This window comes from Photobacterium sanguinicancri, assembly GCF_002265265.1.
Classification (GTDB): domain Bacteria; phylum Pseudomonadota; class Gammaproteobacteria; order Enterobacterales; family Vibrionaceae; genus Photobacterium; species Photobacterium sanguinicancri.
Window position 1 is genome coordinate 1 of sequence record NZ_NOIF01000130.1, and the last position, 14,905, is coordinate 14,905.

Annotated in this window: 14 protein-coding genes and 1 riboswitch; of the genes, 1 reads left to right on the plus strand and 13 read right to left on the minus strand. The window is 43.6% G+C overall.

Annotation, left to right across the window (positions count from 1 at the left end; translation table 11 throughout):
• Positions 1 to 265: 265 nt before the first annotated feature.
• The 5 genes from artM to punC all read right to left on the minus strand — a co-directional run bounded on the left by artM (position 266) and on the right by punC (position 4,878).
• Positions 266 to 934 carry an arginine ABC transporter permease ArtM gene (artM, locus tag ASV53_RS16975; RefSeq protein WP_062690504.1) on the minus strand — a complete coding sequence of 223 codons (669 nt, stop codon included), beginning with the start codon at positions 932 to 934 and terminating at the stop codon, positions 266 to 268.
• Positions 931 to 1,626, minus strand: coding sequence for an arginine ABC transporter permease ArtQ (gene artQ / locus ASV53_RS16980; RefSeq protein ID WP_094957957.1), 696 nt, complete (start codon positions 1,624 to 1,626; stop codon positions 931 to 933). The genes artM and artQ overlap by 4 nt, the downstream gene beginning before the upstream one ends.
• Before the next feature lie 8 nt (positions 1,627 to 1,634).
• A complete protein-coding gene (locus ASV53_RS16985) occupies positions 1,635 to 2,381 on the minus strand; it encodes an arginine ABC transporter substrate-binding protein (RefSeq protein ID WP_094957958.1) in 747 nt (248 codons plus the stop codon).
• 143 nt (positions 2,382 to 2,524) lie between these two features.
• Positions 2,525 to 3,253 carry an arginine ABC transporter ATP-binding protein ArtP gene (gene artP / locus ASV53_RS16990; protein WP_094957959.1) on the minus strand — a complete coding sequence of 243 codons (729 nt, stop codon included), beginning with the start codon at positions 3,251 to 3,253 and terminating at the stop codon, positions 2,525 to 2,527.
• A gap of 416 nt (positions 3,254 to 3,669) precedes the next feature.
• The gene (gene punC, locus ASV53_RS16995) at positions 3,670 to 4,878 is read right to left on the minus strand and encodes a purine nucleoside transporter PunC (RefSeq protein WP_094957960.1); all 1,209 of its coding nucleotides are present in this window, start codon (positions 4,876 to 4,878) and stop codon (positions 3,670 to 3,672) included.
• A 106-nt stretch (positions 4,879 to 4,984) separates the two neighbouring features.
• On the opposite strand from punC, the gene punR reads away from it, so the two are divergent.
• Complete coding sequence (gene punR / locus ASV53_RS17000; RefSeq protein WP_062690508.1) at positions 4,985 to 5,887, plus strand: DNA-binding transcriptional activator PunR; 903 nt, start codon at positions 4,985 to 4,987, stop codon at positions 5,885 to 5,887.
• Between the two features lie 66 nt (positions 5,888 to 5,953).
• Here the strand turns inward: punR and ASV53_RS17005 are convergent, their stop codons facing one another.
• The 8 genes from ASV53_RS17005 to ASV53_RS17040 all read right to left on the minus strand — a co-directional run bounded on the left by ASV53_RS17005 (position 5,954) and on the right by ASV53_RS17040 (position 14,514).
• Positions 5,954 to 6,559, minus strand: a complete 606-nt coding sequence (locus ASV53_RS17005) for a CDP-alcohol phosphatidyltransferase family protein (protein WP_062690509.1) — start codon at positions 6,557 to 6,559, stop codon at positions 5,954 to 5,956.
• Complete coding sequence (locus ASV53_RS17010) at positions 6,552 to 7,217, minus strand: ATP-binding cassette domain-containing protein (RefSeq protein ID WP_094957961.1); 666 nt, start codon at positions 7,215 to 7,217, stop codon at positions 6,552 to 6,554. Before ASV53_RS17010 ends, ASV53_RS17005 begins: the two co-directional genes overlap by 8 nt.
• Positions 7,183 to 8,895 (minus strand): ABC transporter permease, encoded by a 1,713-nt coding sequence (locus ASV53_RS17015; RefSeq protein WP_094957963.1) that lies wholly within the window; start codon positions 8,893 to 8,895, stop codon positions 7,183 to 7,185. Before ASV53_RS17015 ends, ASV53_RS17010 begins: the two co-directional genes overlap by 35 nt.
• 114 nt (positions 8,896 to 9,009) lie before the next feature.
• Entirely contained in the window at positions 9,010 to 10,176 is a 1,167-nt protein-coding gene (locus ASV53_RS17020) for an ABC transporter substrate-binding protein (protein WP_094957964.1), read from the minus strand.
• A 41-nt stretch (positions 10,177 to 10,217) separates the two neighbouring features.
• Positions 10,218 to 12,428 (minus strand): dihydrolipoyl dehydrogenase, encoded by a 2,211-nt coding sequence (gene lpdA, locus ASV53_RS17025; RefSeq protein WP_062690511.1) that lies wholly within the window; start codon positions 12,426 to 12,428, stop codon positions 10,218 to 10,220.
• A gap of 10 nt (positions 12,429 to 12,438) precedes the next feature.
• Entirely contained in the window at positions 12,439 to 13,062 is a 624-nt protein-coding gene (locus ASV53_RS17030; RefSeq protein ID WP_094957962.1) for a carboxymuconolactone decarboxylase family protein, read from the minus strand.
• A gap of 143 nt (positions 13,063 to 13,205) precedes the next feature.
• A complete protein-coding gene (locus ASV53_RS17035) occupies positions 13,206 to 13,598 on the minus strand; it encodes a hypothetical protein (protein WP_239928832.1) in 393 nt (130 codons plus the stop codon).
• Positions 13,599 to 13,923: 325 nt separating this feature from the next.
• On the minus strand, positions 13,924 to 14,514 hold the full coding sequence (locus ASV53_RS17040) for a TfoX/Sxy family DNA transformation protein (protein ID WP_062690513.1): 591 nt from the start codon (positions 14,512 to 14,514) through the stop codon (positions 13,924 to 13,926).
• A gap of 125 nt (positions 14,515 to 14,639) precedes the next feature.
• Positions 14,640 to 14,745, minus strand: a riboswitch (cyclic di-GMP riboswitch).
• Between the last annotated feature and the right edge of the window lie 160 nt (positions 14,746 to 14,905).

Below are 14,905 nucleotides of genomic sequence, written 5' to 3' on the forward strand. Positions count from 1 at the left end.
TTGGTAATCATTATTATCCTCATTAGGTATTTTACATTGACTTTTGGCTGAGATAATTGGGGATTTAATTACATTATGAAAGTTATCAATAAATTGTAGGCTATTACCGTTATTTAATGTTAGCAGATACAAAATAGGTGAGGTCTGTAAGTATAAAACGAGGTTGGTTGTCTTTTTGCGAGGAGAATTACTAAGCACCGAGTGTACGATGCTTAGAGATGAATCGAGGGTATGAGGCTGTAAAGTAAGAGTAAGCTATTAATTATTAGGCTGCTTCAAATGCTAATGCCCGTTTTTCTACCTGTCGAAAAACCAAAGTAAGCACACCATTTACCGCCAAATAGAAAGCACCAGCAAAACCAAATACGGTTAGTGTATCGTAGGTTTGTGCGTTTATACGCTGGGCATAGCCCATCAAATCCATGATTGTGATGGTGCTAGCCAACGATGTTCCTTTAAAAACAAGTATCACCTCGTTGGAATAAGCTGGAATGGCCCGACGTATGGCATATGGCAATAACACGCCTAAGGTCGCTACTTTTTCCATACCAAGCGCTTTACAGGCTTCCCATTGTCCATGAGGAATCGCTTTAAAGGCGCCATGGAAAAGTTGAGTGCTATAAGCCGCGGTGTTTAATGCTAACGCTAACATGGCACAAAACCATGGCTGACTTAACCAGTGCCATGCAATACTTTCACGAATAGCATCAAATTGCCCTGGACCATAATAGATCAAAAATATTTGCACCAATAAAGGTGTACCTGTGAATAGGGTAATAATCCCACGGCTTAGCCAATGCACTATGGGTGTTCTTGCTATCAAGGTAACGGTCATGAGTAGTGCTAACAAGCAACCCACTATTAACGAAACGGCTGTTAGCTCTAGACTGGTCAATAACCCATCTGTGAGTTGCCACATGTGTTGTTCATTCATGCTTTAACTCCTTGTGAAAAGCCTTGCGCACTAAATTTATTGTCTAGCTGTTTAACGACACGTTGCGTAATTAACGTGATAATAAGGTAGATAGCCGCAGCAGCTGCGTACCAAGTAAAACTTTCGTGTGTTGCAGCTGAAGTTAATTGTGCTTGCTTCAACAGATCGGTCACGCCGATTAAAGAAACCAGTGCTGTATCTTTGAGTAAGACTAACCATTGGTTCGTTAACCCAGGCAGTGCATGGCGTATTGCTTGAGGTAATATAATACGAACAAAGCCATGAAGCGGATGGATACCTAGTGCACGATAAGCTTCACGTTGGCCAGCAGGAACTGCTTTTAACGCTCCCCGTAATGTTTGCGATGCGTATGCAGCAAAGATAAGGGAAAGTGCAATAACACCAGAAAGAAATGGGCTAACTTCAACGTACTGATCTGTTAGTAAAAATAATATCTGGGTCGAACCAAAAAAGATAAACAAGACGACTAACAATTCAGGCAAGCCGCGCAATATCGTCACCAAAGCTGTTACTGGCCAAGCGATAAAGCGGTGGCGAGACATTTCACCACCTGCAAACATGACTGCTAATACCAAGCCGACGAGTACGCTAACCAACGAAAGTTTAATGGTTACCCAGCCAGCTGAAAGCAGGGTAGCGCTATATCCCGTGAGAAATTCAGGTACTAACATATCTACACCTATTTCTTAGCGAAGTATTTATCAAAAATAGCTTGGTATTGGCCGTTGTTTTTCACGGTTTTCAGGGCTTGGTTTAATTGAGTCACAAGTGCTTGGTTGTCTTTGTTTATCGCGATACCAAAGCCATTACCAAAGTATTTAGCGTTTGTTACTGGCTGACCAATAAAGGCCAGCTTGTCGTTTTTCTCAAACCACTCTGCAACCACTGCAGTATCACCAAATATCGAATCAATACGGCCGTTTTGCATATCAATGAAGGCATCTTGGTAACTCGCGTATGGTACTGCAGTCACACCAGACATTTTATCGATTAAATAACTTTGGTGTGTCGAACCATTTTGCACCCCAATACGTTTACCTTCTAAGGCTGCTTGGTCTGCAACTTTGCCTTTTAATGCGACAAAAGCAGCTGCGTTGTCGTAATAAGCATCGGTGAAGCTCACTTGCTGCTGGCGTTGCTCTGTTATATCAATACCTGAAATAGCAGCATCGTAACGACGGAATTTTAACGCAGGAATAAGACTGTCGAATGGTTGATTGTGGAAGCTGCACTTGGCGTCGATTTCTTTACAAAGTGCATTCGCCAAATCAACATCGAAACCTTGAATTTCATTATTTGCATCAACGTATTCAAAAGGAGCGTATGTCGCCTCCATAACGAATTTGATTTCTTGTTGCGCCGCTGCTTGTGCAGAAGACAAGCCCAGACCCAGGCCAATAAGAGAAGCAAGTACAATCTTTTTCATGATAAAACTCCGTGTGTTAGCGTAAGCCAGCCCTTATTTTGAATAAACTGGCAGGCTTTATTATTCATTTTGCTTCGTTATTCACTTTGTTATGCCAATAAGTGTGAGTAACAGCATTGGGTATACATGTCTTTTTACGGGAACTAATGTGATAAATACGCAGTAAACTCTGGCGTCTCAGGCGTGGTAAATACCTGATGAGTGCCGTACTCAACAATCTTGCCTTGCTCAAGGTAAAGCACGTGGCTGGCGACTTTTTTCGCAAAGTCGACTTCATGCGTAACGATAACTTGTGTAATACCCGTTTGGCTGAGTGTCTTTATAATATTGACTACTTGGTTGGTGATCTCTGGGTCTAGTGCTGCCGTTGGTTCATCAAATAATAAAACATCGGGTTTCATCATAAGTGCACGGGCAATAGCCACACGTTGTTGCTGGCCACCCGAAAGCTGTAGTGGCCAATTATCTGCTTTATCAGCAAGTTGTAACATGGTTAAGATTTCTAGAGCCTGTTGTTTAGCTTGCTCTTTACCTATTTTTGCAACTTTAATTGGTGCTTCAATTAGGTTTTGCAGCACTGTCATATGCGGCCACAAATTATATTGCTGAAATACCATGCCGACTTTTTTGCGTAGTGCGGAGCTGGCTTTTTCTTCAATTGTGTTGCTGAAATTGAATTGGCAGCCTGCGACAGTCATCTCGCCGGTTGTTGCTGTTTCTAGTAAATTCAGCACTCGCAGTAACGAGCTTTTACCTGCGCCACTTGGGCCTAGTAAAACAAGCGTGTCACCAGCGTCGCAGCTGAAACTGACACCATGCAACACTTGCGTATCGCCGTAATGTTTATCGATGTTGCTAACTTGAATACTCATGCTTAAATACTGAATTAATCATCACTTGTTGGTTATACTACTTATGTGGAATTATTATGCAAGAAAAATGTATAAAAAATCTATCTTGTTGCATTTTTGTTTGTTTTTTGTGCTTTTTATAGGTAAAGGTACTGAATGCTAATTGATGGGGGACTAGATAGGTCAGAGAAAAGTGAGGAAAATAGCCTGTAGAACCCTAGAGGCGACTGAGCTTGATTTTAACCTGTTTGAGTTTAATGACTTGATAGGTAGAGAGTGAATAAAGAAGTCGTGCACGAGAAGGTAAATAACGAAGTGAAGTTATATTTAAAAGTAAGAAAAGAGTTTAGAGCAGAGGGTTCTAACGAGGTTATGACGAAGATAAAAAAGGCCACCCGAAGGTAGCCTTATTGGATTGTTATGCCAGAAACTTAATGTTATGCAGTTTGCTCATTAAGCACTGTTTGGCGACGCGCTTTAACAACAATGGCAAAGCCAATGATTGAAAGGAAGCCCGCGACAAACATAGCCGTTGTTACGGTTAATAGGCCGTGCATAGCGAATGCAGACACGATACCGCTTGCTGCAAAACAAATCATAGTTTGTAGGAAGTTCAAAAGACCAGCCGCAGTTGCGCTACAGTTTTTGAAGTCTTCTAATGCTTGGCTAACAACGATTGGATAAATCGCACCATTGGCAACGGCTAAGAAGCAGAATGGAATCAGGATAGGCCAGATTGTTGTTGGTTCAGTGTTGGTAGAGATTAAGAACATCACAAGCACACTTGCGAAGAATAGCTTAACCAGCCAAGGTAGAATTTGCTTACCTTCAAAACGCGCTAGCAGAGCACGGCAACCGTAGCCACCAATGATGAAGCCCACAGTTTGTGGTGCATAGCTTAAACCGATATCTGCGCCGGAATAACCCATTGCTGACATAACAAACGGTGAACCTGTTAAGTAAGCGAAAAACGCAGCAGAACAGGCAGCAAAGATAACCATGTTACCAACGAATTTTTTTGAACTTAAGATTTGTTGGTAATCTCGTTTCAATTGAACCAGCACTTTCTCCTGTTTTTTATCAACAGGAGCACTTTCTGTTTCTTTAAGCGTCATAACTGCTAATACTGCACCAAAAGCAACCAGTGCAATAAAAATGCTACGCCAGCCTAGTTGGTGCTCAAGAAGTGCACCTGCTAGCGGCGCAAGTGCAGGTGATAGCGCAACTAAAGGCATGATGGTCGCAAAAACACGCTCAGATACTTTGCCTTCGTAACGGTCAATAACCACTGCTTGCCAGATTACCGTTGCACTACATGCACCTAAAGCTTGTAGGAAACGAGTAAATAGAAATATTTCAACATTTGGCGCCATCGCACAAAGGGCAGAAGCAATACTGAATAGCGTCATGCCACCAAGAAGAACTTTAATACGACCAATGCGATCAGATAGTGGTCCGTAAACCAATTGACCTAGTGCCATACCTAGTAGGAAAACACTTAAAGTAAGACCAATAAGTGATTGAGAAGTATCGAAATTAGTTCGGATTACTTCAAAAGCCGGTAGGTACATATCTGTTGCTAGAAAACCTAGCATGCTTAAGCAAGCAAACCACACTAAAGTTAGATTAGAAGGTTGTTTATTCATGTTAATTGACCGAGTTTCATTATTTTATTGCCGCTATGATAAATCTGGTAGTTACAGCTGTGAAACGTTAATATTTCACCATTGCTTTCAAAAAAATTGATTTGATATGTTTTCGTACAATGATCTGCAAGTTATTGATGTGGTTGCGCGTAGAGGAAGCTTTTCTGCCGCAGCGGAAGAGATGCATAAAGTACCGAGTGCGATCAGCTATACCGTTCGGTTAATAGAAGAGCGATTAGCTGTCGAATTATTTGTTAGGTTACACCGTAAGGTAGAATTAACCCCTGCAGGGCATTATTTTGTTGAGCAGGCGAGGGATCTATTAAAACAGATGGATAGCATTCGTTTGCAAACACAGCGTGTAGCAAATGGTTGGTCGCAAAATGTTTCAGTTGCGTTGGATACTGTGGTGCGTGAAAGTCGCGTAAATACCTTGGTTCGGGATTTTTATAAAGCGTTTCCCGATGTGGAACTGCACTTAACCATGGAGGTATTTAACGGCGTCTGGGATGCCTTGGCTGATGGGCGTGCAGATATAGCCATTGGTGCAACAGCCGCTATTCCTGTTGGTGGCAATTTTGATTATCGTGACATGGGAATACTGACGTGGAAATTTGTCGTTGCGCCTAATCATCCGTTGGTGAATGTCCAAGCGCCTTTAGGGGATAAAGACTTAGCGCAATACCCAGCAGTTTGCCTTGAAGATACAGCGCGTACCTTACCTAAACGTACGACCTGGTTGGTTGATAATCAGCGCCGTATTATGGTGCCTAATTGGCATAGTGCCTTACAGTGTATTAAATCTGGCTTAGGGATCTCTGTTGTACCAACGCACATGGCGATCCCTCGGATTGAACAAGGGGAGTTGGTTGAGTGTCAGTTAGAAAAAAAACCGTTTGATAGCCCATGTTGTTTGGCATGGAATAAAGAAAGTAAAAACCCAGCAGTCGATTGGCTTTTACAATATTTAGGTGATAGTGAGCAGTTGCATCAAGAATGGATGCGATGATTGACCAAAATATAGAGTTAAGGTGGCGAATGCGCCACCTTTAAATGAGCATATGAATCGAATGGTTTATTTTAATGTTTGGTAACCAGCCCAAATACGTGTGGTGGTTGTTATCCAACACAAAGTGCCAAAAATCCACGCAATGAGAGCAAAGTGCTGAGGCAGTAAACAAAACAGGACGAAGCAACCAATGGTTTCTGTCCCTTCGGTTAAGCCACCGATGTAGTAAAGCGACTTTTGTTTATATACTGGGCTCTCAATATTACGTTTACTCGCCATGATGGCAAAAGCAAGAAAACTGGAACCTGTACCAATAAATGAAAAAATCAAGAATGCACCAGCGATGGCGTTGGCTTCTGGGTTTGCGATAACAAAACCAAATGGCACCATGGAATAAAATAGAAAATCGAGTGTAATGTCCAGAAATCCGCCGCAGTCGGTAATACCTTGGCGGCGAGCGATTGCGCCATCTAAACCATCAAAAAGTCGATTAATAACAATAAAGCACAAAGCCAAGGTGTATTGCTGAAACGCTAAGGCTGGTAATGCACATAAGCCAATAACAAAGCCTGTAACGGTTACTTGGTTTGCGGTAATACCAAGTTTATCAGGCAAAGCGGATAAGGTTTTTAATGGCCAGCGAATAATCTTAATGGCGTATTGATCAAGCATGCGTTACTCCTTGAGTCCATGGCCATTCAAGAACAGCACCACCGTACGGGATGTCATCCACATCATGACTGACCATTACTGCGGGTATGTTACTTCGCTGTATTTGTTGAAAAACGAAGGTGCGAAATGTCTCTCGTAGCGCTTTATCAAGTTTACTGAAAGGTTCGTCCAGTAGCAGGGCATGAGGCTCTGAAAGCAGGGTGCGCATTAGGCTGATACGTGCACGTTGACCGCCAGAAATTTCTGATGGCATCTTCTCGGCAAGTTCAATTAAATCAATATCAACTAAGGTGGCAAATGCTCGTGCTTTTCGTGCTGAGTATCGAATGTTTTGGGGCAAACCAAACGCCAAGTTTTCCCAAACAGTCAGGTGCGGGAAAAGAAGGTCATCTTGAAAAAGAATACCAACTCGGCGTTCGTTAGGTTCAAGATCTAGAATACTGCTGTTATTAAGTGTGATATCACCGGACAAAGAAAATGCGGAAACTAAATGGCCAGCAATTGCACTTAATAGTGTCGACTTTCCACAGCCACTTGGGCCCATAATTGTCAGAATCTCACCTTTATCAATACTAAAGCTTAATGCGTTAACTAATACGGCTGAATCTGCCGATGCGAAAGTGTTACTTATAGTTAGGTTTTCCACAGATAAACTCATCCGTGCTTGTACTCCGTTTCGTGTTTGATTGTGGGCGCACACCACTATGGTTGCTAGCAAAAAGGGCTAGCGAAAAGAAAATGAAAGGCAATAACCCCTGCAAAATACCGTATATTGCACTTACTCGTCGATCTTGCCCGCTAGCAAGCGCAACGGCTTCAGTTGTGATGGTTGTTACGCGGCCGGCACCTAACATTTGCGTAGGCAGATATTGAGTAAGGCTGACACTTAGGCCGATTGCAACGGCAATCCAAAGGCTGGGCTGAAGTAAAACACGCTTCACTTTCCACCATGCTTGCCAGTGTGTGCAGCCAAGGCTACGGGCTGATTGATACAAACGAACATCAAAACTACGCCATGGGCCATCTAACGCTAAATAGAGATAGGGAAACACAAAGAGGATATGGCTCCAGCAAACCCATAACCAATAATGCTGTCCTGGAATAAAGTGCGTGGTGACTTGTAAGCCAAAAAGTAATGATAATTGCGGGATTACCATAGGTATCGCAATAAGCCAAAACGGGATGCTGCGTTGGTGTCTGTCTCTGTATTCTAGACAGCCGATGGTTAATATAAGGGCAATAGCAGTACTGATGACAGCCAGTACAAGGCTATTGAATGATAATTCCCATAATGTTGGTAGCTCTTGCAGCCAGAAGCGATCACTCAAACGGCTTGGCAACATATCGGGGAATCGCCAGCGTTGAGCAAAAGACCACATAATTAGAATTGGAATAATGCACAGTGGAATAATCACTAAAGGTAAATAACCCGTGTTACCTATCAATTGGCGAGCTTTCGCCCCACTAATTTGCCATCGACGCCAGCGTTGTAATACTAACCATTCCCCAAAACGTGCAGTAGCCAAAGTGATCAAGGCAAGTATTAATAGACATAATGCCCCTGCGGCTGCACGTGGAAGTAAAGAAAGATCGGGTTCATTAAACCATTGCCAAATTAAGACCGAAAATGTGGGTGGACGGGTAGGGCCAATAATAAGTGCTACATCGACGACAGATAACCCAAACGCTAATACGGCATAAAACGGTAATCGCATTTTGGGTAGCCATTGCGGCAAAATAACTTTCAGCCAAATATTGGCACGGTTGTAGCCAAGCCCAGATGCTGAAGCATACAGTCGGTCAACATTGAGTTGCTTTAATACCGAGACGCTCATCAGTACCAAGAAAGGGGTTTCTTTAATTGCTAACGCGAGGGTTAGGCCGATGCCATAGGGATCTTGAGTTAACGATGGTGCGTTATGAGTTGTGAAACCAAGCCCTTCGATTACTCGGTAAATCCAACCTGTCGGCGAGAAAAGAAAAGCAAAGCCAATCGCAAAAGCAACATGAGGCATCGCGAGCATAGGCGAGAGCATGCGCTCAATTTTTTGCCAGCCTTGTTTGTGCCAATTAGCTTGAAGAATAAAGAAGGTGAGCGCCAAAGCGATCACGCTACTGGTGATCCCCGTAAAGAGTGATAACTGAATGGATTGTGACACACCCGGCCATGAAAGCACTTGATGAAATCCGTTCAGATTAACGGCATCAAGCCCTCTAAACTGACTAGCTCCAGCTACAGGTAGCCAAGAGAAAGCCGGAAGTAATATCCCTGCCATGCCCGGAAGAAGCGGTAAGATGCACAGTAAGATGGCACTTAAAAACAACACGTGGATCAACATCTAGTCTAACTGTCCATTTCTTGTCTATTTGCGCTTATGGTCATAGATACGAACCATAAGCGCGGTGGTAAAGTCGGAGTCTTTGCTGAGCAAAGCCTTAACGCGTAGGCGCTAGTGGCCGTAACGCTTTTGCCATTCTTGCTCTAATGCGATTTGCCAGCTTGGATGTGGTTCAGATATTGGTTTGAACAGTGCAAACCCACGTTCACCTGCTGGTAAGGCCTCTTCTTTAAGCACTGATGGGTCACCCCAAATACGGGTGTCCGCTTTACGCATTTGTGCTTCAGGGCTTAGCAAGAAGTTGATTGCAACTTTTGCACCAGCTTTCGCTGTAGCATTCCATGGAATAGCAAGGAAATGGATATTGGAGAGAGCCCCCTGATCAAACGCATAAGCTTGTGCGGTTTCAGGTAGTTTTCCATTTTCTATAGCTGCATTGGCGGCATTAGGGTTAAAGGTAATCGCCATCAACAATTGACGATCATCCAATAGCTGAATGGTTTGCGGACTACCTGATGGGAATTGTTTGCCTTGTTTCCATGCAACAGGGTGAAGTTGATCCAAGTACGCCCACAGTGGCGATGTGATTTGCTGGAACAATTCAGTTTGTTGAGTCGCATCAATCGCCGTGGCTAAACGTTCAGGCTGATTAGTTAATGCAATCAAAGCCGCTTTCAGGAAGCTCGATCCATGGAATTCTGGAGGTTGAGGATAACTAATCTGACCGGGGTAGGCTTTAGCTAGGCTCAATAACTCAGAGAAGTTCTTAGGCGGGTTATTTAATTGCTTGGTGTCATGAATATAGACTAACTGTCCCACTCCCCAAGGGGCTTCTAGCCCTTCAGTCGGTTCGGTGAAATCAACATCAACAGGCAAGCGTTTATCGACAAACACCCAATTAGGTAATGAAGATACAAATGGCCCATATAAAAGATTACTGTGTTTCATCGAGCGGAAGTTTTCGCCGTTGATCCACACCAGATCAACGCTGCCATCGTTATTTTTCCCTGCGGTTTTTTCTGCAAGTAAACGCTGCGTGGTTTCTGCAATGTCAGCAACTTTCACCTGCTTTAGCGTGACGTTGTAACGCGACTGTAGTTCGCGAGAAGCCCAACGTAGATATTCGTTGATTTCTTGGCTACCGCCCCACGCATTAAAGTAAACCGTTTCACCTTTGGCTTGTTGAAGTACTTGCTGCCAATCTTGTTCGATTGCCATTGAAGGTGCTTCCGCATAGGCTGTACTTGCCGCTATGGTTAAGGCTGTCAGTAGTGTCATTGCGCCTGAGTACAGGCGCTTGAAAGAAGGTGAGCGTTGCATTACATATCCTTATTTTCTTTTAGCGGCTCGGCTGCTTGATTTGCGACAGGCTGCTTTTTACCTTGGCGCATCCATTCGTGGTATTTCTCGACCCAGTTTAACAGCATTTTAGGGGCATTAGCCTGCTTCCATTGTCCCGCCGCATATTTTGTGGCTTCGCTCATGGTTGGATAAGGGTGAACTGTGCCTAAGATCTTGTTTAACCCCAAGTTGTGGCGCATTGCTAGGGTGAATTCAGCGAGCATTTCACCAGCATTACTCCCGACAATTGTTGCCCCTAAGATAGTGTCTTTGCCCTTGGGGGTGATGACTTTGACAAAGCCGTAATCTTCACCGTCTGTGATCGCTCTATCTAAATCATCAATACCGTAAGTAATGACTTGGTATTGAATGCCTTGTGCTTTGGCTTCTTTTTCATTGATCCCCACACGAGCAACCTCTGGTGATGTGTAGGTGGCTGCGGGCAGTACCGAATAATCGGCTTTGAATTTTTTAAATTGCCCAAACAGGCCATTTACCGCCGCAAACCATGCTTGATGCGCAGCAGCGTGAGTTAGTTGAAAAGGCCCTGCAACGTCGCCAACAGCAAAGATATTGCGGTATTTTGTTTGCAGGTAGTCGTTCACTTCTACTGTGCCGCGCTCGCTTGTGGTAATGCCGAGTTCTTCTAAGCCAAAACCTTGTACGTTAGCAACACGCCCAAGCGCGAGCATGACATAGTCAAAGTCAGTGGTGACAGTCTGCCCTTGATGCTCAAGGTAAGCACGTTGGATGCGAGAGCCATCATCCTGTTCGATAGATTCAAAGCGTAAGGCTTTGTGGTTGAGTTTGACCTCGACGCCGTCACTTTGTAATTTGCTATGCACTAACTCTGCGGCATCAGCATCTTCGCGGATAAGCAGTTGGTCAACCATTTCGACCAAGGTAACTTGGCTGCCTAATCGTTGGAAGCTTTGTGCGAGTTCACAGCCAATCGGCCCGCCACCCAGAACAAGGAGTTTCTTGGGTTGTTCTTTTAGCTGCCAAATAGTGTCTGAGGTAAGGTAGTTAACATCTTGTAGACCCGGAATATTAGGAACCAGTGGGCGAGCACCCGTCGCAATCACGATGTTTCGGGTGGTAATGCGCTCACCGTTTACTTCAACTTCCCATGGCGACAAAATGCGGGCTTCACCAGAGACACAGTTCACACCTAACGACGAATAACGTTCAACAGAGTCATGTGGCTCAATTTTGTCGATGACAGTATGAACGCGCGTCATGACTTGTTTAAAATCGACTTTCACATCGCCCGTAGTAATGCCGAATTCTTTTGCTCGGGTAATTTCAGACATTGCATGTGCCGCACGAATAACAGCCTTTGAGGGTACACAGCCTGTATTTAAGCAATCACCGCCCATCTTATGGCGTTCTATTAAAGTAACCTTCGCTTTCACTGCAGCAGCAATATAGGCACTGACTAAGCCACCCGCACCCGCACCAATCACGACCATGTTTTGGTCGAATTTTTCAGGCGGTGTCCAGTCAGCATATACGCGGCGCTGCTCGATAATGCCCATAACAAATTTCGCGACCAGTGGGAAAACCCCTAATAGCGCGAGAGAAATAAGCACAGGGGCTGAGATGATGCCACCGAGAGATTCTATTTCGCCAAGCTGCGTACCCGCGTTGATATAAACAGCCGTACCTGCCAGCATCCCGATTTGGCTGACTAAGTAAAAGCGTTTGGTTGATAGCGGTGTTAACCCCATTAGTAGGTTCACCAGAAAGAACGGGAACACTGGGATTAATCGCAATGTGAATAGATAAAAAGGACCGTCTTTTTTAATGCCTGCATTGATAGGCGCCAGACGATGCCCGAATTTAGCTTGTACCCAGTCGCGAAGAATATAACGGCTAAATAGGAAGGCGAGTGTCGCACCAATGGTGCTCGCAAACGAGATTAAAATCAGGCTCCACCAAAAACCAAATAATGCCGCACCCAGTAGAGTCATGATTGCCGCGCCCGGTAAAGAGAGTGCCGTTACAACAATATAAATCGAAAAGTACACGATACTCGCGAAGAAGGGACGTGCTGCTATCGTATCTTGCAATGCGACTTGCTGCGCCTTCGCTTGCTCTAATGTGAAGTACTGGCCTAAATCAAACAGGAACCAACTTCCAATAAGCGTGGCAATTATGGTAATGAGCAGTAGTTTCTTTTTATCCATGAGATAACTCCTACGATTTACTTGATGGTGGAGGTTGTGTAGCCGATGACGCGTCCTGTTTATCGGCCGAGTTGTTATCGTTCAGTGCAGATGTGATAGGGATGGAGCAAAAGCCTTGCGCAGGCACATCTAGCGCGGTATTAAACTTAGCTGATAGATTTTGAAAAGCGATCAGTGCAGTAAGTTCAACGAGGCTATCTTCATCAAACCACTGTTGCAGATCAGCTAGCATCGTTTCTGTTACTTTTTGCCCTGTAATAGTCATTGCTTCAACATAATGCAGCACCGCTATTTCTTCATCGGTGAATAAGGTGATGTATTGCTGCCATTGGGAAAGAGCTTTGATTTTTTCAACAGAATCACAACGCTCTGCTAGGCGCATGCCATTGGCATCAACACAAAACTCACAATCATTAAGTTGTGAAACACGGACGCAAACAATAGAGCGCGTAACTGGTGAGAGTGGAGAGTGGCGGCGATCAAGGTAGCCAAAAAATCCTGCGACTAACCAAAAGAGTGGTGGACGGCGTCCCCACAGCAAAGAAGGGTTCAGTTCTGCGCCGAAATTACGCTTCTGTAGCCAAAGTAATGGGCGGACAAAGATGGAGTATTTGTTTTTTTTCGTGAGGCGCACTGCGTCGTTTCCTTATGAACACATGATATAGCACCAATGCTATACCAAGGTAATAAAGGAGACCCAACGAAGGACGCAAATATTTCAATTAATTAGAGAAAAACTGAAAATAGCCGCTGAGTGTCTGTAATTTGAGCAGCTTTTTAGTTAATGGCTACTTCTACAGCTTGGCTGCGTTCTTGTTGCACAACACGGTTATCCGGAATATCAGACAAAGCGATATAAGCTGATGCGATGAAAGGCAGGCATGCAAGGACCAGTGTTTTGCCAATGTGATAGTTTCGATACCAGTATTTACGAGCGCGAACTTTGAGTAATACGCCCCATACAATCAGCATGATATTAAAGCCGCATGTCAGGGTAACTGTATCAATGAGTGCATTAAGAGGAGCCAGTTGCTGAGAGACTAGTAGCATGACTAAAGCTGGAGGGAGTAGGCTAAGAAGAACAAAGGCACGGAATAACTTTGGCCATTTGTTAAATTTGTCTTTGAATATGTGGTCTGTTTGCCCAGGAAAAGGCTTTGAACAGAGCATACTTGCCTCACTTTTTGCAATCTATAAAGAGACTGCACGTTGGTTATGACGAAGGTTATGAAGCGTCATTAAAGTGGCGCTACCTTCATGCAACAGTTGCCATAAGTAGTTAAAAACAATTTTTTGACGTTGGTTGTTCTGCTGCTAGCCAGTATTTTACTTATTTAAGGTAAGATTAAAAGTTAACTGATGCTTTTGTGAACAGTATTTGTGAGAAGAGTCAATCTTTGACGTAATCCTGACATTCAGGAGGCTGGAGCTATAAAAAACGAGGCCAAAGCCCCGTTTTTTATATTGTAAAAAGTGTTGTTTTTGACCGAATGGCTTAAGGTAATAAACCTAACAACTCTCCGCGTCTTGTTTCACTGATCACCGACCAATGTCTGCCGCTGATCGCGCCTTCTAAAGCCCAAAGCAACTCGATGTTGAGATTATTATCATGTGTATCGAGTAGTGCTTTATAAGCATCAATAGCGCCAACTTCTACAAGCTTGTCGACAGTATCAATACCTACTTTTTTCAGCATACGTTCATTCGCTAACCGTAAATTGGGTAAATCTTTGATACGTGAAGGCCCAACTTTACTTTTTGTTTCTTTGTCGTTATTTGCACCGTCTAAAGAACCGCGTGCGTGTTCAATGATCATCTCTGGAGTATTCCACCAGGTATCAGGTATTGCAAAATGCTTAGTCACAACGGGAAAACCGCGTTTTTCATAAACATAAGGGGTTAAGTCAGCTTTTTTAAACTGCTCAATATTTTTAGCATTGGCACGAAGGTGTAACTTATTTTTTACGACAAGTGCAAACATCGTTTCACCTGAAAAAATGCCAAAACCGCCAAACATGGACCGTGATTTAACACTGTCAAAGCAGTCGAATAATTTTAGGGTGTCTTTAAGTATTGGTTTATCCATGCGACTTCTCGGTGAAATAAATCTGGGAGTCACCTAACATATAAGCGAGGAGTTTAGATTAGCAAAGCACACTTAATATATGTCAAAAGCATGTCAAATCCTGAAGCAGGTTTTGCGTTAAATCCATCGGTAACCCCGCTACCTTAAAAGTGTTAAATGTTACCCAAATAACACTCTGTTAGGCCGGAAGCTTTGCGTCCCATTCTTTCAAATGGTTTGCCTTGTTCGTGACTGAATAAGCATATCGTAAATAGCAGAAAATCGTTTAACTTACGGGGGTCAAAGTGTGATGTTGCTTCAATTATTACTATTAAGAGAGAGAGAATATTCAGGTGTGAAATGAAATGAGCAGTAAATGGAAGAGAACTATTTCAATTTTATAAGTAAACTT